At 35.6% G+C, this 25892-nt stretch carries 22 protein-coding genes; 16 read left to right on the top strand and 6 right to left on the bottom strand.

Annotated elements, in window-relative coordinates; all coding sequences use genetic code 11:
- Positions 1-8 precede the first annotated feature (8 nt).
- Entirely contained in the window at positions 9-1916 is a 1908-nt protein-coding gene (locus I5M32_RS06285; RefSeq protein WP_200585344.1) for an OmpA family protein, read from the top strand.
- A gap of 50 nt (positions 1917-1966) precedes the next feature.
- On the opposite strand, the gene metA is transcribed toward I5M32_RS06285, so the two are convergent.
- From metA to I5M32_RS06270, 3 genes are all read right to left on the bottom strand, one after another.
- Positions 1967-2911: a homoserine O-acetyltransferase MetA gene (gene metA / locus I5M32_RS06280; protein WP_200585343.1), complete on the bottom strand. Its 945-nt coding sequence runs from the start codon at positions 2909-2911 to the stop codon at positions 1967-1969.
- A 263-nt stretch (positions 2912-3174) separates the two neighbouring features.
- Positions 3175-3483, bottom strand: coding sequence for a hypothetical protein (locus I5M32_RS06275; RefSeq protein WP_200585342.1), 309 nt, complete (start codon positions 3481-3483; stop codon positions 3175-3177).
- Positions 3484-3617: 134 nt separating this feature from the next.
- A complete protein-coding gene (locus tag I5M32_RS06270) occupies positions 3618-4991 on the bottom strand; it encodes an exonuclease domain-containing protein (RefSeq protein ID WP_200585341.1) in 1374 nt (457 codons plus the stop codon).
- Between the two features lie 120 nt (positions 4992-5111).
- Here I5M32_RS06270 and I5M32_RS06265 point away from each other — a divergent pair, with 120 nt between their 5' ends.
- The 8 genes from I5M32_RS06265 (at position 5112) to I5M32_RS06230 (ending at position 13111) form a co-directional block, all read left to right on the top strand.
- The gene (locus I5M32_RS06265) at positions 5112-5828 is read left to right on the top strand and encodes an FKBP-type peptidyl-prolyl cis-trans isomerase (RefSeq protein WP_200585340.1); all 717 of its coding nucleotides are present in this window, start codon (positions 5112-5114) and stop codon (positions 5826-5828) included.
- A gap of 154 nt (positions 5829-5982) precedes the next feature.
- Positions 5983-6747, top strand: coding sequence for an ABC transporter ATP-binding protein (locus tag I5M32_RS06260; protein ID WP_200585339.1), 765 nt, complete (start codon positions 5983-5985; stop codon positions 6745-6747).
- 25 nt (positions 6748-6772) lie between these two features.
- A complete protein-coding gene (locus tag I5M32_RS06255; RefSeq protein WP_200585338.1) occupies positions 6773-7870 on the top strand; it encodes an ABC transporter permease in 1098 nt (365 codons plus the stop codon).
- On the top strand, positions 7861-8175 hold the full coding sequence (locus I5M32_RS06250) for a hypothetical protein (protein WP_200585413.1): 315 nt from the start codon (positions 7861-7863) through the stop codon (positions 8173-8175). The genes I5M32_RS06255 and I5M32_RS06250 overlap by 10 nt, the downstream gene beginning before the upstream one ends.
- Positions 8176-8362: 187 nt before the next feature.
- On the top strand, positions 8363-9412 hold the full coding sequence (queA, locus tag I5M32_RS06245) for a tRNA preQ1(34) S-adenosylmethionine ribosyltransferase-isomerase QueA (RefSeq protein WP_200585337.1): 1050 nt from the start codon (positions 8363-8365) through the stop codon (positions 9410-9412).
- Between the two features lie 139 nt (positions 9413-9551).
- On the top strand, positions 9552-10229 hold the full coding sequence (locus I5M32_RS06240) for a 2-C-methyl-D-erythritol 4-phosphate cytidylyltransferase (RefSeq protein ID WP_200585336.1): 678 nt from the start codon (positions 9552-9554) through the stop codon (positions 10227-10229).
- 368 nt (positions 10230-10597) lie between these two features.
- Positions 10598-11791 carry a pyridoxal phosphate-dependent aminotransferase gene (locus I5M32_RS06235; RefSeq protein ID WP_200585335.1) on the top strand — a complete coding sequence of 398 codons (1194 nt, stop codon included), beginning with the start codon at positions 10598-10600 and terminating at the stop codon, positions 11789-11791.
- A 336-nt stretch (positions 11792-12127) separates the two neighbouring features.
- Positions 12128-13111, top strand: coding sequence for a bifunctional heptose 7-phosphate kinase/heptose 1-phosphate adenyltransferase (locus tag I5M32_RS06230; RefSeq protein WP_200585334.1), 984 nt, complete (start codon positions 12128-12130; stop codon positions 13109-13111).
- Here the strand turns inward: I5M32_RS06230 and I5M32_RS06225 are convergent.
- The 3 genes from I5M32_RS06225 to I5M32_RS06215 all read right to left on the bottom strand — a co-directional run bounded on the left by I5M32_RS06225 (position 13108) and on the right by I5M32_RS06215 (position 16900).
- On the bottom strand, positions 13108-14232 hold the full coding sequence (locus I5M32_RS06225; RefSeq protein ID WP_200585333.1) for a PAS domain-containing sensor histidine kinase: 1125 nt from the start codon (positions 14230-14232) through the stop codon (positions 13108-13110). The genes I5M32_RS06230 and I5M32_RS06225 overlap by 4 nt on opposite strands.
- A gap of 157 nt (positions 14233-14389) precedes the next feature.
- Positions 14390-15661 (bottom strand): M16 family metallopeptidase, encoded by a 1272-nt coding sequence (locus I5M32_RS06220; protein ID WP_200585332.1) that lies wholly within the window; start codon positions 15659-15661, stop codon positions 14390-14392.
- Positions 15662-15664: 3 nt separating this feature from the next.
- Positions 15665-16900 (bottom strand): M16 family metallopeptidase, encoded by a 1236-nt coding sequence (locus I5M32_RS06215; RefSeq protein WP_200585331.1) that lies wholly within the window; start codon positions 16898-16900, stop codon positions 15665-15667.
- A 158-nt stretch (positions 16901-17058) separates the two neighbouring features.
- Between I5M32_RS06215 and I5M32_RS06210 the strand changes: the two genes are divergently transcribed.
- The 7 genes from I5M32_RS06210 to I5M32_RS06180 all read left to right on the top strand — a co-directional run bounded on the left by I5M32_RS06210 (position 17059) and on the right by I5M32_RS06180 (position 25878).
- Positions 17059-18156 carry a serine hydrolase gene (locus I5M32_RS06210; RefSeq protein WP_200585330.1) on the top strand — a complete coding sequence of 366 codons (1098 nt, stop codon included), beginning with the start codon at positions 17059-17061 and terminating at the stop codon, positions 18154-18156.
- A gap of 92 nt (positions 18157-18248) precedes the next feature.
- On the top strand, positions 18249-18527 hold the full coding sequence (locus I5M32_RS06205; protein WP_200585329.1) for a hypothetical protein: 279 nt from the start codon (positions 18249-18251) through the stop codon (positions 18525-18527).
- Between the two features lie 42 nt (positions 18528-18569).
- Positions 18570-19808, top strand: coding sequence for a TolC family protein (locus I5M32_RS06200; protein ID WP_200585328.1), 1239 nt, complete (start codon positions 18570-18572; stop codon positions 19806-19808).
- A gap of 2 nt (positions 19809-19810) precedes the next feature.
- Positions 19811-20722, top strand: coding sequence for an efflux RND transporter periplasmic adaptor subunit (locus I5M32_RS06195; RefSeq protein ID WP_200585327.1), 912 nt, complete (start codon positions 19811-19813; stop codon positions 20720-20722).
- A gap of 183 nt (positions 20723-20905) precedes the next feature.
- On the top strand, positions 20906-23950 hold the full coding sequence (locus I5M32_RS06190) for an efflux RND transporter permease subunit (protein ID WP_200585326.1): 3045 nt from the start codon (positions 20906-20908) through the stop codon (positions 23948-23950).
- Positions 23931-24596, top strand: a complete 666-nt coding sequence (locus tag I5M32_RS06185; protein ID WP_200585325.1) for a response regulator transcription factor — start codon at positions 23931-23933, stop codon at positions 24594-24596. The genes I5M32_RS06190 and I5M32_RS06185 overlap by 20 nt, the downstream gene beginning before the upstream one ends.
- 4 nt (positions 24597-24600) lie before the next feature.
- Positions 24601-25878 carry a sensor histidine kinase gene (locus I5M32_RS06180; protein WP_200585324.1) on the top strand — a complete coding sequence of 426 codons (1278 nt, stop codon included), beginning with the start codon at positions 24601-24603 and terminating at the stop codon, positions 25876-25878.
- The last annotated feature ends 14 nt before the right edge of the window (positions 25879-25892 follow it).

Genomic DNA, 25892 nt, shown 5'->3' with positions numbered 1-25892 from the left:
ACCTAATAATGAGACCTATCTGCTTCTTAACCGTTTTGATTTTGGCTTGCCAAATGGGTTTCTCACAAACCCAATATTCTGTTAGCAGTAGATCCGCAATAAAAAGTTATGAAAAAGCCCGTTATCTTTTAGATCTAAACAACTTTAAAGAAGCAGAAAACGAACTTAACGAAGCAATTAAACAAGACGATAAATTTATTGAGGCATATTTGCTATTGGCAGATGTTTATCGCGTAACGTTTGATAATTTGAACGCCAAAGAAACTTATAAAAAGGCTTTTGCCATCAACCCAAATTTTGCACCAGATCGCTATTACTACTTTGCAGAAAGCCAACTTAAAACCGGCGATTACGAAGGCGCCATCATCAATTACAACTTATTTAAAGAAAAAACTAGCCCCGCAACAGACAAGCTTGCCCTAGCAGATAAATATATTGCAGATTGTGTTTTTGCATTAAATGCGATAAAAAATCCAGTAAGTTTTAAACCACAAAACCTTGGGCCTGGCGTAAATACAAAAGAAGAAGAATATTTTGCTGCCCTTACTGCAGATGAAAGCACACTTATATTTACCCGTCAGATAAACAGGAATGAGGATTTTTACCGTAGTTTTAAAACTGATACCGGCTACACTACTGCAAAATATCTGAGTAAAAATATCAACACACCCAATTACAATGAAGGTGCACAATGTATCTCTCCTGATGGGCAATACCTTTTTTTTACGGGATGTAACCGGCCTGATGGATACGGGCGTTGTGATATCTACATTTCTCAAAAAGAAGGCAATGATTGGAGCAGGCCATTAAATTTAGGCTTCCCTATCAACACAAAGGGATGGGAGTCTCAACCTTCTTTATCAGCAGACGGGCATACGCTTTATTTTGTGAGCGATAGAAAAGGCGGCTTGGGTAGTTACGATATTTGGAAAAGCCAGTTACAAACAGATGGTAAATGGGGCGATCCAGAAAATTTGGGGCCAAACATCAATACACCTTATGACGAGCAATCGCCGTTTATACACCCAGATAACAAAACATTGTATTTTTCATCAAACGGATGGCCAGGGATGGGAAACAAAGATATTTTTATTAGTAGATTAGATAGTTTAGGCAATTGGGGCAAACCCGCTAACTTGGGTTATCCAATAAATACTTACGGAGAAGAAAACGGTTTAACCATTAATGCTTCTGGTACCAAAGCATTTTTCTCTTCCAACAATTTTAACGGTTACGGAGGCTTTGATATTTATTCTTTTGATTTACCTCAAAATTTGAGGCCAGAAGCAGTAAATTATGTTAAAGGAGTGGTTTTTGATGCAGATAGTAAGCAAAAATTAGAGTCTGTCATAGAAATTATCGATCTAAAAACGGCTAAATCTATTCATACCTCGCTTTCTGATGCCATTGACGGTTCCTTTTTGGCAACCTTGCCAGTGAACAAGGAGTACGGATTAAATGTTTCTAAGAACGGTTACTTATTTTATTCTGGAAATTTCTCTGTTATAAAAAATGCCGTAGGCAAGCCCATTTTATTACAAGTACCATTGCAAAAAATTGCGATAGGGAAAAAAGTGATATTGAAAAATATATTTTTTGATACCGATAAATATAACCTAAAACCAGAATCTAAAACCGAGTTAGAGAAAATCATCGATTTTTTGAAAGAAAACCCAAAGGTAAGTATAGAATTAAGCGGATATACCGATAATACCGGCGATGATGCCCATAATTTAGAACTATCCAAAAACAGGGCCAAAGCGGTTTATAAATATCTTATCTCCAACCAAATAAGTGCCGATAGACTGAGCTATAAAGGTTATGGAAAATCATCCCCAATGTCTGATAACGATACTGAAGAAGGAAGGGCAAACAATAGGAGAACAGAATTTTTGATCACAAAAACTGGAAAATAAAAACTTGCTAACTACCTAAATCAACGCTACGTTAAGTTTTTATCCAGTTATCAATTATTGTTCTTTAAATCTCCCAAATGCGCTACATCTTTTAGATCAAAAGGAGTTTCTTGATAAACAAAATAATTTAGCCAATTATTAAAAAGTAGGTTGGCATGGCCTGTCCAACAAACCAACGGTGCATTTTTAGGATTGTCTGCTTTATAATAATTTTTGGGTAATTCGGCCTTGATCCCCTTTTTTATATCTCTTTGATATTCTGTATGTAAAGTAAGTGGCGCATATTCAGAATGGCCTGTAAGATAAAACTCACGCCCTCCCCTAGAAGAAGCGATAGCAATACCCGCATCTTCAGATTCTGATAGAATAGAAATATCATTTTTACCTTCAAATTCTGATTTTAAAATACTGGTATATCTACTATGAGGGATAAAAAACTCATCATCAAAACCGCGAAACAAAGGGTAGCCTTTTTCTGTGGCGGTATGTTTAAAAACCCCGAAAAGTTTTTTATCCAAAGCGGTTTTTTGCACACCGTAAAAATGGTAAAGCGCAGCTTGCGAGGCCCAACAAATGTATAAGGTAGAGGTTACGTGTGTTCTTGCCCAATCAAAAATTTTGGTAGCCTCTTTCCAATAATTAACCTCTTCAAACTTTAAAAGTTCTACGGGCGCACCGGTAATGATCATCCCATCATAATAATTGTTTTTTACGCTGCTAAAACCTTTATAAAATTCTTCTAGATGCTTTTCTGATGTATTTTTAGAAGTATGTGAATCTAATCTTAAAAACTCTACCTCTACCTGTAAAGGATTATTAGATAACAACCTCACAAAATCCGTTTCCGTAGTGATTTTAATGGGCATTAAGTTCAAAATTAAAACCTTCATTGGCCTAATATCTTGGATATCAGCTCTTAAATCACTCATTACAAAGATATTTTCTTCTTTTAAAAGTTCTATTGCTGGGAGATTATTTGGGATTTTTACTGGCATATCAATAGAATAATCGTTGTATCATTTCCGCAAAAATATCTAGAATAAATTGTAATGCTATAAAAGAATTTAATTTAGAAGGCAAAATGATTTTTAAATGTTTGAACTTAACTTTAATAAAATAAAATCACTGTTACCCATCTTAATTATACCAGTTTTTAACGGGTAAATTAAATATCGATTTACGATTAATAAATTTTTATCAACAAAAAAACCGCACCAAACTTAATCTGTGCGGTTTTTAAATAATTTTTTTTTGCGTCTTATAAAATCAATAGAATAATGATGATTACAAGTAATGCGGTTACAGAAAGGTAGATCCCACCGTTGCTGATAGAATTTGCTTCCTTTTTCATGGCCCGTAATTCTGCCCTTAATTCTTTCTTTTGCTCACGGCTTAGGTTAGACCTATCCATATTTCTGATCTCTTCTACCCTATCGGTCAGTTTTTTTAATTCTAACTGTTGTTTTTCTGTTAATGGTTTGGTTTCGTTGTTTGTTTTAGCTGATGCTACGTTTACACTTCCAACTAATAAAAAAAGCGATAATGTTAAGTAAATTAATTTTTTCATGAGAATTATTTTAATGGATTTTATTTGTTGATGAATATATAAAAATTAAGCCAAAATAAAAACTCGATTAAAACAGGTAATGGATTAAATTTTAAGGATTATAAAAACAACTAACGTCTAATTTTAAGTACATTTTAATTGAGCAATATTTGCCTATGGGGATGCTGCAAAGCAAAATCAAAAATAAGTTTTTCTATAAACTGATAAGAAGGATAAGGTTGCAAAACCGATTTTGCTTTCTCTAAACTATTGGGTACTTCATGTTCCCTCAAATAACCCATACCGTAAAAAACACCTTTTTCAATCAAGATACAGCTTTTTTCTAGCGTATTTCTCCCGCTATCAACAATCATAAACGATGGCAATTCTTTTCTAAGATCGGTAATCAGGGTATTTACTTTTTCATTATAGCTTAAATAACCAGCTTCATCATTACAATAACAACTGCCGTTTTCTAAATGGCTGCACACCTCCGTAGATTTTTGGATGTTACATAATTTGGGGCATAAACCGTATTGTTGGCACCAATTGTTTACCAAGGTATAGGATTGGGCAAGCGAGCTAAACAAATAGGTGGGCTTAATATTTTTTATCTTTTTACCCACGCCAAACCTTAAAAACCCTTTTTGATCCTCGTAAACATATAAACAATACCTTCTTTCTGGTCTTTTGGCTGCCCTGTTGTTTGCCGGCCACAACCTTTTTATCTCAATGTTCTCTAAAATCATGGCCTGCAGTTCTGTACCGCAAACCTGATGGGATATTTTCCTTATCTCCCTTAAAAAATCTTGTTTATTCCTGTTCGGACTGTTATTAGAGAAATGGCTTAAAATTCTTCTATAAAGGTTCTTAGCTTTGCCAACATAGATGATCTTGTCTTTCTTATCCTTAAAATAATAAACACCTGGCTGCCTTGGTATGCTTTCTATTTGGCTACGAGAGATAAACGGAGGTAAGGCCTCTTCTTTGGCTTTGGCTTTCAATGCTTCTGTAATGTAACCCTTATCATCTGCATCTACCATCATCTTAAAGATGCTTGCGGTTGCAAAAGCATCACCAGCTGCCCTGTGCCTGTTTTTTATGCTGATGTTTAAGCTCCTGCTTAACTTGCCCAAACTGTAAGAGGGCAAACCAGGAAATATCTTACGGGCCAACCTTACCGTACATAATTTCTTGTTTCCCAAGGTAAAACCTTCTTTTTTTAAATGATGGTTTACAAAAGAATAATCGAAATTTACGTTATGGGCAACAAATATCTTTTGATCTAAAAGCTCAAATATCTTAGGTGCAACTTCTTCAAAAGAAGGCGCTTTGCTCACCATCTCGTTACTGATGCCCGTTAAGCTTTGGATAAAAACCGGGATTTCTTGGAAAGGGTTGATCAAGGTTTGGTATTCATCAACAATTTCATTGCCGTTATGGATATAAATGGCAATCTCTGTGATACCATGTGCGCTGGCATGGCCACCAGTGGTTTCAATATCAACAATTGCGTACAGGTTATCCATCGCACAAAAATAATATATTTGGCTAATAATTTTAGTAAAAAATCAAAAAAAGAACGATGATAATCTTTATTTAGCTATTTCGTTTCTAATTTCTATCTTCAACCAATTTATTTTTAACATATGGTATCTAAAGTAATTTTAACTGTAGGCTTGGCGGCCTGCACATTTTTCGCCTCGGCGCAAACCAAAAAAGAAAAACAAAAAAAGAAAAACAACACCGAAGCAGCTGCTACAATGCCAATGTCGGCATTAGATTCTGCCAGTTATTCTTTTGGATTAAAAATCGCCTCGGGCTTAAAATCTGATGGCGTAAAAAGCTTAAACTACGCATTGATAAGTGAGGCCATGGATGATGTTTTTTCTGATAAAACATTAAAAATGACTGATGAACAAGCCGGTACAGTGATCAATAACTTCTTAAAGCAGATCAGTGAATCTAAATATGCTGCAGTAAAAGATTCTGGCGCAGCTTTTTTAGAAGCCAACAAAAAGAACCCAAAAGTTGTAACCCTGCCAAGTGGTTTACAATATGAAGTGATCACGATGGGAACTGGCCCAAAGCCCAAAGCAACGGACGAGGTTACCGTAAATTATAAAGGAAGTTTGATCAACGGGAAACAGTTTGACAGTTCTTATGATAGGAACGAGCCTTTAACCTTGCCTTTAGATAACGTGATTCCAGGATGGACAGAAGGCGTTCAGTTAATGCCCGTTGGTTCTAAATTCCGTTTTTATATCCCTTACCAATTAGGATACGGCGAGCGTGGTGCAGGGCAAGACATCCCTCCGTACAGCACCCTGATTTTTGAGATAGAATTAATGAAAATAGGAAAATAGTATTTCCTTAAAAACAAATTAAAAAAGGCGATCTGCAAAGGTGGCCTTTTTTTGTTTTAAGAAACCAGTCAATGGCAAGATACCGCCCGTCATTAAATTTCAAATTTCGCCTTTATAATTTACCATAAATAAACTTTAGCAATTACATTTGGGCATGGAAAAATCGATAATTATTTCGGTAGGGAACTTGGTAAAGAATTATGATAAGTTTGAAGCGGTAAAAAGCATCAGCTTTGAGGTATATCAAGGAGAAATTTTTGGTCTGTTAGGCCCAAACGGGGCTGGTAAAACCACCACATTAGAAATAATGGAAACCCTAAGGGATAAAACCTCTGGTAACATCAATATTGGCGGTTATGATCTGGCCAAGAACCCAAACGAGATCAAGCATATCATTGGTGTGCAGTTACAAGCGGCCGGTTATTATCCCAATCTTAACCTTACAGAACTCATAAAACTTTTCTCTGGCCTTTACGGGATAGAGGTAAATGCGATTTCTTTACTAGAAAAGGTTTCTTTAACAGATAAAGCCAAAGCGAAATTCAAGGAGCTTTCTGGTGGGCAAAAACAACGTTTTTCCATTGCCACAACCTTAATCAACCAGCCAAAAATCATCTTTTTAGATGAACCAACAACAGGTTTAGATCCGCAGGCCAGAAGAAATTTATGGGACCTGATCTTAGAAATCAGATCGGCGGGCACTACCATCGTTTTAACCACGCATTATATGGACGAGGCAGAAATTTTATGTGATAGGGTAGCATTTATCGATAATGGCGAGATCATCGGTATAAATTCTCCAGATCAATTTATAGACGATCTGGTTTCTTCTGGTTTTGAGCGTAAAAAAGAAGTTAAAAAAGCCAATTTAGAAGATGTATTCATCAATTTAACAGGCAAAGATTTAAGAGAAGATTAATTACCGATTTAGAAATCCCATCAAAATGAAGATAAAAAAATATAGTCATCTAAAAGCAACCTTGGCCATTGCTAGGGCAAGTTTCAAATCTATTCTAAGAAGCCCATCAGCGGTGGTTTTCTCCCTGTTGTTTCCGTTGATATTCATTGTTGTATTTGGTTTTATAGGTAGCGGGGGCATTACGGTTGATGTAGGCTTAGCCAACAATAGCGATACCATCAATCCAGTTTATAAAACTTTATGCAAAATAGATGTCATTAAGTTTATAGATGGTAATGAAAAACAAATGGACCAAGATTTAGAAAAAGGCAGAATAGATGCCATTCTAAACATCCAAAAAAACCCTAAAGGCTTGCCTGCCTATTTTGTAAATGTTAAATATACCGAAGCCAGCAAAGAAAAAGGCAGCATATTAAAATCTGTTTTAAGCAATGTAATTTTACCCATAAATGCCAAAGCAAATGATGCCCCCCCGCCCGTTGCCGAATTGAAAGAAACAACCATAAGGGGCAGAGAATATAAAACCATAGATTTCATTTTACCGGGGCAATTAGGGTTTGCTTTACTAAGTACGGGCGTTTTTGGTACTGCATTCGTATTCATCAGTTTACGTTTAACATTGGTAATCAAAAGGTTTTTTGCCACACCGGTAACCAAAGCCAGCATTGTTTTGGGCGAAGCTGTTGCAAGGATTGTTTTTGCGCTGTTTACCGCTATTTTTATCATTGTGGTGGGTCATTATGCCTTTGGGTTTACATTGATCAACGGTGTAACCACGGTCATAAATATGCTCATACTCTCTACCTTGGGGCTAATTGTTTTCTTAGGTTTTGGCCTGGCAGTTTCTGGGGTGGCAAAAAACGAGAGCATGGTGCCGCCGATCGCAAACATCATCACATTGCCCCAGTTTTTGCTTTCTGGCACTTTCTTTTCAATCTCGGCATTCCCAAGCTGGCTACAACCCATTAGCAAAGCCTTGCCGCTTACTTATCTTAACGATGCTTTAAGAAAAGTAGCTTTTGAAGGTGCTGGTTTGTGGGATGTGCATCATCAGATATTGATCCTTTTAATTTGGGGAATTGGGATATACGCAGTAGCCGTAAAGGTTTTTAAATGGGAGTAAGTATTTTTGCTAAACCTAATGCTTATATAAGGATGAAAAATGAAGCAAAGATTGCGAAAATAGCAACCATCATCATATTGATTGCCCTTGTGCGTACTATCTCAGAACCGTTTAGGCTTCAATATTATTCTTCCCTAAGCTTAACATTTAATCAAATAAAGCCTTTTTTGATAGCGGCTTTAATAACAAGTTTAGGGCTATTTGCCATGATTATTTTTTATTATTACCGTAAATATAAAGTGATCATCTGCCTTGCAGTTCTTATAATCATAGGGATGCTCATTGTTAAATATGTTTACCTATAATTAGTCTGTTAAACTAAACACGTCCTTAAACTATTTTAGAAAGTTTACCCTGTTTATTGAACTAAATTGAATAGTGCCCGTAATAGTTTGGCTTCATTTTCTTACCAACAAACCTTTAAAATAATCACATTAATTATTTTATTATATTTTTCTTAAATTTGCGCTCCAAATTACTGAATAAATTTATATGAAGTTATCACAATTCAAATTCCATCTACCAGAATCTCTTATTGCTCATACCCCTTCAGAAAGCCGCGACGAATCTCGTTTGATGGTTTTGGATAAAAAAACAGGTAAAATTGAGCACAAAATTTTTAAGGATATTCTTAACTATTTTGACGAGAAAGACGTGATGATTTTAAATAACACCAAGGTTTTCCCTGCCCGTTTATATGGCAATAAAGAAAAAACTGGTGCAACCATAGAAGTTTTTTTGTTAAGAGAGCTAAATAAAGAATTGCGTCTTTGGGATGTTTTGGTAGATCCAGCCCGTAAAATTAGGGTGGGCAACAAACTATATTTTGGTGATGATGATCTTTTAGTAGCAGAAGTGGTAGATAATACCACATCTAGAGGGCGTACCATCCGTTTCTTGTTTGATGGTACAGATGAAGAATTTAGGCAAAACATAGAGATTTTAGGTGAAACACCACTCCCAAAATACATAAAACGTAAGCCAACAGCAGATGATAAAGAGCGTTACCAAACTATTTTCGCCAAAAACGAAGGAGCCGTAGCTGCACCAACTGCAGGTTTGCACTTTAGTCGCGAGCTGATGAAACGTTTGGAATTAAAAGGAATCGATTTTGCGGAAGTAACCCTGCATGTTGGTTTAGGTACTTTTAGGCAGGTTGAGGTAGAAGACCTTACCAAGCATAAAATGGATTCGGAGCAAATCATCATTGATCAAAAAGCTGCCGACATTGTAAACAAAGCAAAGGCAGAAAAAAGGAGGGTTTGTGCGGTGGGTACAACCGTTATGAGAACCATAGAATCTGCGGTTTCTGCCAACCATACCTTAAAAGCGGTTAACGATTGGACCTCAAAATTCATTTTCCCTCCTTATGATTTCAGTATCGCGAATAGCATGGTAACTAATTTCCATACACCAGAATCTACTTTATTGATGATGGTTGCCGCATTTGGAGACTATGATCATGTAATGAACGCTTATGAGCAAGCCGTAAAAGAAAAATACAGGTTTTATAGCTACGGCGATGCCATGTTGATCATCTGATATTAAACAGAACACAAACAAAAAAGACCGATTTACTCGGTCTTTTTTGTTTGATAGATTTCCACTTCTTAGCCTAAACTATAAACTATTCAATGTTATACACTATAAACTTTCAACCCTAAACTTTTAACTTTACAAAATGGATGATCAAAACACTTTTTATGTGCTAATAGTTGCTGGGGGAAGTGGCAACAGAATGAATAGCCCTGTACCCAAACAATTTTTAACGGTAAATGGCCTCCCTATTTTGATGCACACAATCCAAGTTTTTCATCATAATAAATATAGGCCCATAATCATTTTAGTTTTGGCTAAAGCCGATGAAGAAAGATGGAAAGACCTTCTTCAAAAACATCAATTTGATTGCCCACATCAAATTGTTTACGGCGGTAAACAAAGGTTTGATTCCGTTAAAAACGGATTACAAAAGATAGAAGACAAAAACGCGATTATTGCCGTACATGATGCTGTGCGTCCGATGGTTTCTCAAAACACCATCAACAATTGTTTTAAAACGGCCCAAGAAAAAGGAAATGCAATTGCAGCCGTATCATCAAAAGATTCTATCAGGAGATCTGCAAACGGAAAAACCACAGCATTAGATAGGCAAGAGATTTATTTGGTGCAAACACCGCAAACTTTTCAATATCATCAATTAAAAAAAGCCTATTCACAAGATCATCAAGAATCCTTTACCGATGATGCTTCCGTGGTAGAAAAAGCAGGTTTTGATATTCATCTGGAAAAAGGAGATGAATTCAACATCAAGATCACTTTTAAAGAAGATTTATTGATTGCTGCAGCTTTGTTAGCATAAACTCAATAATTAAAATATTAAACATCTTTTTGAACTTTGTAAAGCGTTAACGACTGGAACGGCATCCCCGCCTGTTTTTCGGGCAGGCTTTTTTTGTCATCCTGAGCGGAGTCGAAGGATAAGACAAAAAAGATATAGCGAAAAGCTCGCCTATACGGGCAGGCGTTTTAAAACTCCCAATGAAAAAACCAAATCAATCTCTCAGGTCATTAAGCTAGACTAACTTTTTCTACAATTTCATTTTTATCAACTTCATATATTGAAAAATCATTTTCAAAGAAATAAAAAATACGATTATTACTCATCAATTTCACATCGATCTAAACAGAGAAAAACAATTTTTATATATTTGCGGCTCAACGTAAACAATGAGTATTTTATCTAATAGGATCAATAATCTGGCAGAATCCCAGACTATTAAAATGGCCAAATTAGGCCGAGAACTTTCTGCAAAAGGAATTAACGTGATTAATTTAAGTTTTGGAGAACCAGACTTTCATACGCCACAATTTATCAAAGATGCGGCGGCAGAGGCAATGGCCAAAAACTTCACTTATTACACCCCTGTTTCTGGTTATCCAGATTTAAGGAAAGCCATTGCAGAAAAGCTAAAGAGAGAAAACAACCTAGACTATAACTTTGATCAGATAGTTGTTTCTACCGGTGCTAAACAAGCTTTGGCAAATGCACTTATGGTTATGTTAAACCCTGGCGATGAAGTGATTATCCCTACGCCTTATTGGGTTTCTTATTCAGAAATGGTAAAGTTGGCCGAGGGTGAGTCTGTTTTCATCAATGCAACGGCAGAAAACAATTTTAAAATTACGGCACAAGAGTTAGAAGCCGCCATTACGCCAAAAACCAAAATGTTTATGTTCTCTTCGCCTTGTAACCCAACAGGTAGCGTTTATAGCAGGGAAGAATTAGCCGCTTTGGTTAAGGTTTTTGAAAAACATCCAAATATTTACATCCTTTCTGATGAGATTTACGAGCATATCAATTTTATTGGTGGCCATGTATCCATCGCAGAATTTGCATCTGTAAAAGACCGTTGCATTGTGGTAAACGGGTTTTCTAAAGCTTACGCTATGACGGGTTGGAGAATTGGTTATTTAGCGGCACCAAAAGAGATTTCTGATGCTGCAGATAAACTACAAGGCCAAATTACATCTGGCACTTGTTCTATTACCCAAAAAGCTGGCGTTGCAGCCCTTAACGGTGGCTTAAAAGAAGTGCATGAAATGCGTGATGCCTTTTTGAAGAGAAGGGGGATTGTACACGGATTATTGAGTGCGATAGATGGTCTAAAAGTTAATTTACCCGATGGGGCTTTTTACTTCTTCCCTGATGTTTCTTCTTTCTTTGGTAAATCTGTTGATGGAAAAACCTTAAATAACGCAGAAGATATTTCTTTATATTTATTGAATACCGCCCATGTTTCTACCGTTACAGGTGAAGCTTTTGGTAACGAAAAATGTATCAGGATTTCTTATGCTGCCTCTGAAGATGAGTTGAGAGAAGCTTGCAAGCGCATTGCAAATGCTTTAAACAATTTAAAATAAGGCTTAAGACAAAAGGCGTAATGCTAAATTTACGCTTATTTGTAATGATGTTTTTTTACTGTACGAAGTTTAAGATCATGAAAATTGATCTTAAACTCGGTTAATATCAATAATTTATATTTATTAATCGCAGAGACATCTGTAACACTGAATGGAGTGGAAGCTTAAAGCACATCGCTCCCCTTCTACTCCATTCTGGCTTAAAACTTTTATTTTTAAGGGATTTTTGTTTTAACATCATTTTCTTAAGCATAACAAAACAGACATCTATTAAATGTAAATAGTTAAAACAATAATTCTATAATTCACTCCTTAAAAATCAATCCTTAAGAACTGATGAGATCCCTTTTCAATAGCTTTAAAGATCTAAGCATCCTTATTATAGGTGATGTGATGATGGATGCTTATTTGTTTGGAAAGGTAGATAGGGTTTCGCCCGAGGCACCCGTACCGATAGTTTCTGTGGGTAAAAAAGAGGCAAGGTTGGGCGGTGCAGCAAATGTTGCTTTAAACATCAAAGCACTAGGGGCAAAACCCATTATTTGCGCTATCGTGGGCGATGATATAGAAGGAAGGCAATTGTTGGATCTATTTTCTGCCGCTGATATAGATGCCACTAGTTTGGTTAAGATTGTAGGTAGAAAAACCACGGTTAAAACCAGGGTAATTGCCCAAAACCAGCAAATATTAAGGGTTGATGCTGAAACGGATACAGAGATAAATATTGAAGAGAGCAATTTAGTTTTAAATAAGTTTAGGTTGATTTTAGAGCGACAAAAAATTGATGCTATCATTTTTCAGGATTACGATAAAGGATTGATCACTCCTTACCTTATAGATGAGGTTTCCAAATCGGCGAAAGCCAATAACATACCCTTAATTGTTGACCCCAAGAAAAGAAACTTTTTATCTTATAAAGATGTTGATGTTTTTAAACCTAATTTAAAAGAATTAAAAGAAGGTTTAAAAGTAGATTTCGACCCTAAAAACTACCTCGAATTAAAAAACAACACTACGCTTTTAAAAGAAAAAATTAAAGCCAAAAATATTTTGCTTACCCTCTCTGAATTGGGGATTTACGCCATAAACGATAAAGAGGATAAGTTAACGCCGGCGCATATAAGAACCATAGCAGATGTTTCTGGGGCTGGCGATACCGTAATAAGCGTAGTTGCTACTTGTATAGCGGCCAGGACTGATATTTTTTTGGCGGCTAGATTAGGTAATTTAGCGGGCGGCTTGGTTTGTGAAAAAGTAGGTGTTGTACCTATCAACAAAGATTTGTTATTGCAAGAAGCTTTAAAAGCCGAGGAAGCTTAACCGTTATTAAAAGTGATGATGAAGGTAGTACCTTTGTCAACCTCGCTCTCCACATCAATCTCTGCTCCCATCTCCTCTAATTGTGATTTTACCAAAAATAATCCTAAGCCTTTGCCGTCTTTATTTTGATGGAAAGTTTGGTTTAGCCCAAATATCTTGTTTTTGATCAGCATCATATCCATCCCTAAACCGTTATCAATAATCATTAACTGCTTTTTATGACCTAAAAATCTGGTTAATATTTTAATCTCCGGAGCCCTGTTGGGGCTGGCATATTTAATGGCATTGGTTAATAAATTAAGGATTACGCTGGTTAAATATCCTTTATCAAAGGGGATGGTATCAAAAGCTAAGAAATCTGTCTCAATTTTTGCGTTGCTTTTATTGATGATGTTTTCTATAGAATCTATAACAGATCGTGTGGTTTCTTTGATGTTTTGATCAGACTTTAATCTATGTAATTTTTCTTTGTTTTTAAGATCATCAATATATTTCTCTAAGGTAGAATAAACCCTCTCTGTAGATTTTTTGATCAGCCTCATTACGTTCAAAGAATCTTCGTCGTCTATTTTGCTTTCATCCAAAATATCAAATAACGACAAAATATTAGAAACCGGTGCCCTTAGATCATGAGAGGCAATCCTTGCAAAGTATTCTAGTTCTTTATTTACCGCTTCTAGCTTATGGTAAAGATTGTTCTTTTCATGTTCGATATTCTTTCTTAGCGTAATGTCTTTTGCCACTGCAAATACCAGCTGGCGTTCTGGAGCGTAAACAGATGTCCAAGAGAGCCAAACTACCTCACCGTTTTTTGTAATGTACCTATTCTCGAAATTATGCAATGGTTTGCCCCCAAACATCTCTGTTCTGGTTTTATTGGTCTTATCTTGATCATCAGGATGAACAAAATAATTGATAGGATGAGAGAAAAGTTCTTTTACAGAATAGCCCAACAATTTGATTACTGCCGGGTTTACCCTTTTAAACCTGGCATTGGTATCTGCTATGCACAATAGATCTTGGGTGGTATTGAAGAATAACGATAAATCTTTGTAAAAAGCAAATTCTTCTTCGGTTAAGGGTAATCCATTTAGGTTTAAGTTTAAATCTTGATCAAACATTTTATAGTTTTAAGACAAGTACACTCTGCTAAAATATAAATTTAACCTTTAAGTTAAAAGGTTTTAACGTATTTCATCTAAAGAATGAAATAAAACCTTAACGTAAACACTAAGTTTAAATCATAAGATTCTCTATTTAGGGATATTAAAAAAGTTGCTACATTTTACCCACAATTATTTTATAAAAAGAGTTATAATCCCAGTATTGGTTGGCTAAATCTTTTAATTGTTGTGGAGTGATGTTTTTTATCGTGTGGATATACTTCTCATAATAACCATAATCTAAACCAAAGAAATAAAGGTTTTTAAATTTATCGGCATGGCTAAAAGCATTTTCTAAACTTCCCAATAAACTTCCCATCAAATAATTTTTAATAAGGGATAGCTCGCCATCACCAATTAATTCTGTTTTTAATAGGTTAACCTCTTTTTCTATCTCGGCCAAGGTGTTTTGTGTAACATCAACACCTACCTCTGTTGCTATAAAGAAATAGCCTGCTTTTTCTAAAGAAGCAATGCCAGAACCAATGCCGTAGGTATAGCCCTTTTCTTCACGGATGTTGTTCATTAACCGGCTGCCAAAATAGCCACCCAAGGCAGTATTTAAAACTTGCAAACCAATAAAATCTGGGTGTTTACGGTTAACGAACGGGATGCCTATACGGATGGCAGATTGCAAAGCATCAGGTTTTTCTATATAGTGTAGTTTTTCTTGAGAACTTTTAAAATCTACCTTTAAATCTTCTTTATCTGCAAAACCTTCCCAATTGCCAAATAAATCTTCCAAAAGCGCTAAAACAGATTTTTCTATTTTGCCCGATACAATAATACTACAGTTTTTGGGCTGATATACTTTTTGATAATAAGCCAAAAGGTTTTCCCTTTTAACTTGGTCATAATCTTTTAACTGGTTGGCGTAACCGTATAAAGTATCCCCAAATAATGCAGAAGTAAAAGCTCTTCTGGCAATGTTTGCGTTTTTTTCTAGGCCAACCTTTAATTTTTGGTTTTGGTTTCTTAATAAGATCTTTAATTCTTTCTCTGGAAAAATAGATCCCGTTAGCATCTCTTTTATGATTGGTAAAGTATTTGCCAAGTATTTGTTTAAAGAGAACAGGTTTAACGATGATCTATCATGATTATAATCTGTTTGGAAAAAAGCACCGTAAAAATCTATTTTAGAGGCTATTTGTGCCGATGACAATGAATGCGTACCTTCTGTAAGCATGGCATTGGTTATACTTGGCATCAAAGGTTTCTCTAGTTCCCATGCTTTATTCTTAAAAATAAACTCTATCCTCACCAGTTCTTGCTCGCCGGCGTTAACGATAAAAACAGGAATCTCGTTTTTTAACAAATACTTTTCTGCTTTTATAAAATCTATATTTTCAATTTGCTTAAATACAGGTTCTTGCGTTCTGTTTAACATTTCTTAATTGGCTAAATAATATAAAGTGGTGGCTGCTTCTTTTTTGAACAGGTTGTTTGCTTGTTTTTGAATATCTTCTGTAGCTATTTTTAGATAATTTTCAATATCTGTATTGATGAGGTTGGCATCTCCAAAAAGTTCATAAAAAGCCAAGTTCATGGCTTTGTCCAACAAACTCATCTCGCCAAATTCTTTTGTGGACTCGTATTTGTTTTTCACTTTCGTCAGTTCGTCCTCAAAAATTGGTTCTGTTTTCAACATCTCCAGTTCTTTCCAAATGCACTCATCGGCATAAGCCACATCAACGCCCGGCAATAATTTACCCTCTATCACAAACATACCTGTATCTAAGCTTCCATAATTATAGGCATTTATCTGGCTAAAAACCGGGTTTTGTTGTACCAGGTTTTGGTATAAACGAGAAGATTTACCTTGGGATAAAATATCAGACATCAAATCGGTTTCGGCATAGCCGGCTTCCATCCTACCCGGCATCTTAAACACTTTATATATGGCATTTGAGGGCACATCTGCTCTTAATGTCTCTGTTACAGCTTCAGTTTGAACGGGTTCTTGCGGCAGATCACGTTCATATTTAACACCTTTATCAATCGGGGCAAACCATTTTTCTGCCAGTTTTTTAACTTCGGCCAGGTTAACGGCGCCCCCAACAACCATTATTGCGTTTTGAGGATTGTAATGCTTTTTGAAGAACGCCTTTACGTCTTCTATCTTGGCATCTTCTATATGCGATAGTTCTTTGCCGATGGTTGCCCATTTATATGGATGCTTTTTATAAACCAAAGGGCGTAGTTTTAGCCAAACATCGCCATAAGGCTGATTGAGATAGCGTTGTTTAAACTCTTCACAAACCACGTTACGCTGCACTTCCAAGCTTTTTTCTGAGAAAGCCAAACTCAACATCCTATCAGATTCTAACCAAAAAGCGGTTTCTAAATTTACGGCCGGTAGCGTGATGTAATAATTAGTCATGTCGTTACTGGTAAAGGCGTTATTTTCGCCCCCAACACGTTGCAAAGGCTCGTCATAAGATGGGATATTTACAGAACCGCCAAACATCAAATGTTCAAAAAGATGGGCAAAACCGGTTTGTTCTGGGTTTTCGTCCCTTGCGCCAACATCGTACAAAATATTTAAAACGGCCATTGGTGTGGTATGGTCCTCATGCACCAAAACCCTTAAACCGTTTTCTAAAGTAAATTTTTCAAACTTAACCATATTAATTGCTTAGAAGCGCAAATTTAGTTTTCTGCCGCAAAGGCTTGTCATATAAAGCTAACATTTAAGAAATTCTGATCTCATTTGGTAAGATTGCAATCAAAAAAAAAATTATTTATAATTACCGATCTTAAACCTATTAATTGCAATTTACCATCATGTACGATCAATTAGCGAAATCTTTAGAGCCTAACCCCATAGAGCAGATTTTTGAGCGTAACCCAAAGATCTTTGAGGCCTTTCTAAAACCGAACAATAAGAATGAGTTGCAAATTATCCTTACCCAGATAAATAGGGATAGAAAAAACAAGGCATATTTTAGAACATTTGATTATCAGCTAGATGATAAGAATTATTTTTATCCCGGAGAAAGCGTAAAACTGCCATTGGCTATTTTTGCGCTCGAAAAACTGAACCGATTTGACCTGGGTTATCTGGACAAATACACACCAATGAAAATTGGAGAAACCGAGGAGCTTGGAACTAAAGAGATTAGCCTTTCTGATTGTATAGAAAACTGCTTTTTATTTAATGACGATGATGCCTTTAACAAACTCTATGATTTTATTGATAGGACAGAGATCAATAAAAAATTAAAATATTACGATTTAAGGCACTCTAAAATAGTTCACAGATTGGGGGTAGATGAAAGTATGGATGCCGCAAGGAAAAACCCAGAGGTCCATTTTTTTAAAGATGGTAAATTAGTATTCAAAAAAGGCCGATCAATCGATAAGTTTAATTATCCGATAAAATTTAACGATAATTTGATCGATGTATCTAACCAAAACGCTTTTCAGCTTTCTGATCAAAATAATTTGATTAAAAAATTGATTTTCCCAGAAAGTTATCCATCAACAAAACAACTCAATTTAAAACCAGATGATTATGATTTTTTATACACACAATTAAGCGGTTCCAATATCCCAAAAGAAAAAATACCAAATGATTATTTTATAAACCAAGGTAAATTTCTGTTTTACGGTGCCGATCAAAAAGAATATAATTACCCTAACATTAAAATATTTAATACATCTGGAAAAGCCAAAGATTATATTACTGATAATGCCTATTTTATTGATTTTGAACATAAAGCAGAATTTATTTTGAGCGTTAGCTTAAAACAAGACGGTATTGAAAACGAGAAAGAATGCCTTTCTTTTTTAAAAAACCTAGGTAAAAAAGTTTATGAACTAGAAAAGCATAGAGAGAAAACCTATATCCCAAAGTTTAACAATATGGTCAAATACAGATAAGTTTTAAAATAAGTTATAAGTTCTGTTTTTTTGGTATAGTATTGGTATCGGTTTAAACATACACTACGTATAGAAAATAAAAGCAAACTGATATGAAAACATTAACCAACTCTGATTTTAACCACAAAAAAGAAAATTTTGGGGGAGAATTTTCAATTTTAAACTCAAACCGATTTGAAAAAAACAAATTAGCTGCCGACCGTGTAAAATCTAACGTTTACACAGGCTTCTTATATCTTTTATCTATTTTGAGTATTACCTGCTGGATCATTTCATTAAATATTTTGCCTTTTGGCGATACCTTCCAGTTCTTGTTAGGTGCAGTAGTGCTCTCGGTAAATTTAATGGTGTTTAGATGGACTAAACTCTAAATCTTCAGAATTGGTTCAGAATTTAAGCCGTAATTAGAACCAATGAGATTTGTTTATACATTTTTATGTCTGTTGTTATTTAATTCTATAACAAAAGCCCAAGAAAAAAATCTAGATTTTTTTCTACAGCAGGCAAAAAACAATAGCGCTTTATTTAAAGATTACCAAAATCAGTTACGATCTTTAACCTTAGATAGTTCTATCATCAAAGCTGGCCTTAGGCCTCAAGTTTCTGCGGCAACCAATTTATATTACGCTCCTATTATTAAAGGCTTTGGATACGATCCTGCCATTTCTAACGGGCAATTGATTAATGGCCTAGTTACCGTTAGCAAGCAGATTACTCCAAATACCAGAATAAGAACACTTTTAACAGCCATACAATTAAGTAAAGATAGTTTAGGCGTACAAAAAGAGTTTAGCACACAAGACATCTATAAAAGCATCAGTTCACAATATATAACTGCTTGGGGCAGCCAGCAAAATTTAGAATTATCTTATAAAATATTATCCCTTCTTCAAAAACAAGATACCATATTAAAAAAGCTCACTCAAAAATCGGTATTTAAGCAAACCGATTACCTCACATTTAAAGTAGCTTTAGAACAACAACTGTTTTTGGTAAAGCAAAACGAGACCCAACTTAAATACGATCTAAGCTCCCTTAACCTTTTAAGCGGGATAAAAGATACAACAAGCTATCAATTGGCACCCTTAAATCTCCAAAAGATCAAAGAAAACAGCATTGGAGAAACATTGATCTTAAAACGATACGCAATTGATAGTTTAAGAACCATCAATGCCTTAAAGCAATTAGCTTATAACTATAAACCAAAAGCCTCTGTTTTTGCAGACGGGGGATATCAATCGTCCCTCCCATCAAATTATTATAAAAATTTCGGTTTTTCTGTTGGTTTAAATTTAAGCATCCCAATTTATGATGGCGGCTTACGCAAATTAAACACCCAACAAATTAAGCTTCGGCAACAAACACAATATCAATACAAAGAATATTATCAGAACCAGTTTGCGATCCAGCAAAAACAGTTAAAAGATATGGTTTTGGCTTACGCCGATTTGATCAAAAAAGCAGATAGCCAGCTGCTGTATTCTAAAACCCTGATAAAAGCTAACGAGCTGCAATTATCTACCGGTGATATCAGGATGACGGATTATTTATTGTCTATTTCCAACTATCTCAATACAGAGGTCAGTTTACTCCAAAACAAACTTAACCAGCTGCAAACCATCAATCAGTTACATTACTTTACATTAAAATAAGTATGAAAATTCTTTTAAACCTGTTGTTTCTAGCCTTTATTTTATCTTCATGCGGAGGTAACAGCACTGATAATGGCCAAGCCGATGAAGTTAAAACCATTACGCCCGTAACCGTAACTTCTGTAGAAAATATACCATTAAAAGAAGAAATAGTTTTAAATGCCACATCAACTTATTTGTTAAAAATAAGCGTGAAAGCCCCAATTAATGGTTATATACAATCTTCATCGATCAAAATCGGTCAGTTTGTAAATAAAGGGAAAGTTTTATTTACGCTAAAGACCAAAGAAGCCAAAAGCCTAGGAAATACCATCAATAAATTAGATAATTCTTTCAACTTTACCGGAGTGAACGTGGTAAAAAGCCCACTTAATGGTTACGTTACCGCATTAAACCATCAAAGCGGAGATTATGTACAAGATGGCGAGATGTTGGTAGAATTGGCAGATAAAAGCAGTTTCGGGTTTGTGATGAACCTTCCTTATGAATATCATCAGCTTTTAGCTAACAACAAAAAAGTAAAGGTAAGTTTACCTGATGGTAATATTTTAGACGGTGTGGTTTCGCAAATTATGCCCGGTTTGGATTCTGTTTCCCAAACCCAAAAAGTATTGGTAAAGGTAAACTCATCCCATGATATCCCCAATAATTTGATCGCAACCATAGCCATCACAAAAAAAGAATCATCACATGTTTCCCTACCAAAACAAAGTGTTTTAACAGATGAAAGCCAAACGGGGTTTTGGGTGATGAAAATGATCAACGATAGCACAGCCGTAAAAACACCCATAAAAAAAGGAATAGAGAGTAAAGGTAGGATAGAGATTTTATCGCCAGAGTTTAAACCCCAAGATCGTATCTTAAAAAGCGGCAATTATGGTTTGGCCGATACCGCGTTGGTTAGGGTTAGATAGGTAGAAGGTTGAGGACGAGGTTGAGGTTGAGGTTGAGGACGAGGTTGAGATTGAGGAAGACGAGGTTGAGGTTGAGGACGAGGTTGAGGTTGAGGACGAGGTTGAGGTTGAGGTTGAGGACGAGGTTGAGGTTGAGGACGAGGTTGAGGATTAAAAAAATAGATTTAAAATAAAAGATAGGAAATGAAAAATGCTTTCTTCCATCAATACAAAAGCCCCTTATTAGTTTTAATTATACTGATATTGTTTGGCGGCGTGTTTTCTTTCCAGAAGATGCAAACCGCACTTTTTCCAGAAATTACCTTTCCTAAAATAAAAATCATTGCAGATGCTGGGCAACAACCAGTTTCCCAAATGACAATTTCTATTACTAGGCCGCTAGAAAACGCCATTAAGCAAGTACCTAACCTTACCAAAATAAGGAGTACCACCAGCCGTGGGAGTTGCGAGATTTCTGCATTTATAGATTGGAAAGCAGATGTTGATCTGAGCAAGCAACAGATTGAATCTAAAATAAACCAGATAAGAAGTAGCCTTCCGGCCGATGTGAACATTGTGGTAGAAAAAATGAACCCATCTATTTTACCCATCATTGGCTACTCGGTAAATAGTTCAGAAAAATCTCCAATTGCGCTTAAACAACTTGCCTTATATACCATTAAACCGTTTCTTTCACAAGTTGAAGGTACTAGCGATATTCGTATTATCGGTGGTAAGTCCAAAGAATATTGGGTAATATTAAACCAAGAGAAAATGGCGACTTTGGGTTTAACGCCATCTAAGATCTCTCAGGTTTTAAACGAAACCAATTTTGTAAGATCTAACGGTTATTTAGCAGATTATAGGTTATTATACCTTACCCTAGACGATTCTCAAATCACAGATAAACAACAGCTTGCAGATTTGGTTGTGAGCAATTCTGCCCAAAGGGCTATCCAATTAAAAGATATTGCAACCATAGAAATCCATGAAGCAAAAGAATATATTAAGGTTAACGCCAACGGCAAAGAAAGCCTACTGATTGCCGTAATAAAACAACCCAACGCAAATTTAGTAGATGTTTCTAAAGCCATGGACGCTAAAATTGCGCAGTTAAAAAACATTTTACCCGCAGATGTAACCATAAAACCCTATTACGAACAGGCAGATTTTGTAAACGATGCCGTAAAAAGCGTAACCGATAGTTTATGGATCGGTTTGGCATTGGCAATTTTTGTGGCCATACTATTTCTAAGATCATGGAAAGCCAGTTTAACCATTTTAATTACCATCCCGGTTACCTTAGCCTTAACTTTAATAGTACTTTATTTTACAGGCCAAACCTTCAATATCATGACTTTGGGGGCCATTGCCGCAGCCATAGGTTTAATTATTGATGATGCCATCGTAATTGTAGAGCAGATCCACAGAACACATGAAGAACACCCAAACGAGGCTACAAAAAACTTGGTTAACAAGGCCATAAAATATCTTTTTAAAGCAATGGTGGGCTCTTCCATCAGTACCATTGTGATCTTTCTTCCTTTTGTTTTGATGAGCGGCGTGGCTGGTGCGTATTTTAAAGTGATGACAAACACCATGATCGTTACTTTGGTCTGTTCTTTTTTAACAACATGGATTTTACTACCCGTTATTTATCTGCTTTTAACAAAAGATGATAAAAAACGAAAAGGAAAAGAAGATGCCCACGAAGTAAAAGAGCGAAAATGGGTGGGTTATTTTATTGCAAGGCCAATTTATAGCTTTGCTTTTATAGCTGTTTTAATTGCCTCGGTAGTTTTGATATTGCCCAAATTAGAAACCGGCTTTTTGCCAGAGATGGATGAAGGCAGTATAGTTTTGGATTATGACTCGCCGCCAGGCACCAGTTTAGAAGAAACGGATAGGATGCTAAACGAGGCAGAGAAACTGATCGTTAAGGTGCCAGAAGTTGCCGCATATAGCCGTAGAACAGGAACCCAAATGGGCTTCTTTATTACAGAACCCAATAGAGGCGATTATCTGATACAATTAAAAAAAGACAGGAGCAGGAGCACCAGTGAGGTTATCGATGATATAAGACAGAAGATAGAAAGCTCACAGCCTGCATTAAGGATAGATTTTGGGCAGGTTATCGGTGATATGTTGGGCGATTTGATGAGTTCTGTACAACCGATAGAAATCAAGGTTTTTGGCCCAGACCAATCAAAAATACAAGAATATGCCAAACAGATCAGTAAAATAATAGAAAACACCAAAGGTACGGCAGATGTTTTTGACGGTATCGTTATCGCTGGCCCATCAATTACCATTTTACCCAACTTTAATCAGCTGGCTAAGTATAACATCAGTGTAAGCGATTTCCAGTATCAACTTCAGAATGCCATAGACGGAAATGTAAACGGTAACATTTATGATAAACAGCAGCTCACCCCTATCCGTTTCATCAACTCTAAAGAAAACAAAGATCTATCAAACATCAGAAATACAAAAATATTTTTACCCAACGGCCAAGTTAAACCCTTAAATGAATTTGCCGAAATTAGGATAGATAAAGGAGAAGCAGAATTGGAAAGGGAAAACCTGCAAACCATGGGCGTAGTTAGCAGCCGTTTAGATAACCGCGATCTGGGCAGTACAGTAACAGATATTAAGCAACAAATAAATAAAAATGTATCGTTAGAAAAAGGTTATAGCATTAGTTATGGTGGTTCTTATGCAGAGCAGCAACAATCTTTTAAAGAATTGTTATTGATACTTTGCTTATCAAGCTTACTGGTTTTTACGGTAATGTTGTTCTTATTTAGGGATATTTGGGTAGCGGCCATTATTTTGCTGATAGCGGTTTTAGGCATTGCCGGAAGCTATATCTTGTTGTTTTTTACCCATACGCCTTTAAACGTTGGGAGTTATACCGGTTTAATTATGATGGTTGGTATTATTGGCGAAAATGCCATTTTCACTTATCTTCAATACAATGAGGCCATCTTAGAAATGGAGCAAAAACCAGCGTTAATTTTTGCTATCAGTACCAGATTAAGGCCAAAATTAATGACTGCGTTGGGTGCCATCATCGCTTTGATGCCTTTGGCCTTGGGAATTGGTACTGGCGCACAATTACACCAACCTTTGGCCATTGCCGTAATAGGTGGTTTTTTGGTTGCCTTACCTTTATTATTGATAGTTTTACCCACTTTCTTAAGCTTTATTAAACCTAAATCTATACAAAATGAAAATACTGATAGTTGAGGACGAGAAGGATTTGGCAGAAAGTATGGCTAAATACCTTCAGAACGAAGATTATTTTTGTGAGGTTGCCACCGATATTGAAGAAGCTAGAGAACAAATATCTATGTTTGATTACGATTGTATCTTATTGGACATAATGTTACCAAAAGGCAGCGGTTTAGATTTATTAGAAGAAATAAAAAAAGCAAACAAATTGGATGGCGTGATCATTATCTCTGCAAAAGACTCTGTAGAAGACCGTATTTTCTCCCTAAAACTAGGCGCTGATGATTATCTTTCTAAACCGTTTCATTTGGCAGAACTTAGCGCAAGGATACAATCAGTAATTAGGCGTCGGAATTTCCAAGGGAATAACATCATCAGGTATAAAGAAATAAAGGTAGATCTTTCTTCAAAAAACATATTTGTTAACAATTTAGAGATTGATATTACCAAAACAGAATTTGCGCTTTTTCTGTTTTTATTGAACAATAAAGCAAAAGTTGTTTCAAAAAATGCAATTGCCGAACATTTAAGTGGGCAATCTGCATTATATTTTGATAACTTTGATATCATATACACCCACATTAAAAATCTGAAGAAAAAATTGGGTGCCGCCGGCGATTACATCAAAACGGTTTATGGTACAGGTTACAAAATAGTTTAGCAATTTGAAATTACTTACTTACAGCTCCAGGCAATATTTTTGGCTTTCTGCCATTATCATTTTATTAAGCATCCCCTGTTTTTATTTTGTGGTAAACTCTCTGTTTTTACAATCAACAGATGAGGCTTTAAAAAAAGAAACCAACCTGATCCCTCAATACATTAGCCAGTTAAAAAGCGAGGCTGATCTAGATCTTTGGAAAAACGTTGACCATGACGTGGAAATTACCACCTATGACCCTAAGAATTTTGTGAAAGGCCCTTTTACCAAAGAATTTTATAACCCAGAAACTAAGGAGGATGAACGTTACCGGATTTTAGAAACCAAAACCAATGTTTTTGGGAAATACTATAACGTGTCTTTTAAGGTGTCACTTTTAGAAAACGATGATCTGATACAAAGCATATTAATGGTGCAGATCACATTATTGATCTTTTTATTAGTCGGATTTCAACTGGTTAACAGAAGCATTAGTAAAAGGGTATGGAAACCTTTCAATAAAATCTTAAGCTTTTTAAAAAATTACGATCTAGATAAGAAAACACCCTTACATCAAGAAATATTAGGCATTGATGAGTTTAATGATCTGAACATGGAAGTTAATAGTTTGATCACAAGAACAGAGAAAACCTATCATTTGCAAAAAGAATTTACAGAAAATGCCGCCCATGAGCTTCAAACGCCGGTAGCTATCATCAAAAGCAAGCTCGATTTGTTTTTACAAGATAAAGACCTAACAAAAAACCAAAGTTTAATTGTAGAACAAATTAGTTATGTGCTGCAAAAATTGGGCGATTTGAACAAAAACTTGCTATTGCTTACCAAATTAGAAAACCAACAGTTCCATTTTGATGAAGAAATTGATGTTAGAGAGCAAATAAAAGCGGTAATTGAGCATTTGAGCTTCTTCGCCGATGCTAAATATCAGCAGATCTTATTTAACAGGCCCAAGCAGGTTTTTATAAAAGGTAATTTAAGTTTGTTTACCCAATTGATCCAAAATTTATTGATCAACGCCATCCAACATTCATCTAAAGGTACCATAATCAATATCCAATTAAATGATGACGACTTAATTTTTATTAACGAAGGTGCAGCTTTAAATTTTTCTGAAGAGAAGTTGTTCTCTAGATTTTCTAAAACCATAGAAAAAGACCAGAAAGGAAACGGCCTTGGCTTAGCCATTTCAAATAAAATTGCAGAAGTACACCATTTCAAGCTAACCTATCAATACAACAATACCAAACATTTCTTTAACATCAATTTTTCTAGCAAAGGTTAAAAACACCAAAAATT

The sequence above is a fragment of the Pedobacter segetis genome (assembly GCF_016623585.1).
Lineage (GTDB): Bacteria > Bacteroidota > Bacteroidia > Sphingobacteriales > Sphingobacteriaceae > Pseudopedobacter > Pseudopedobacter segetis.
The sequence above is the reverse complement of the archived record's forward strand: the minus strand, read 5'-3'. Positions and strand labels throughout refer to the sequence as shown.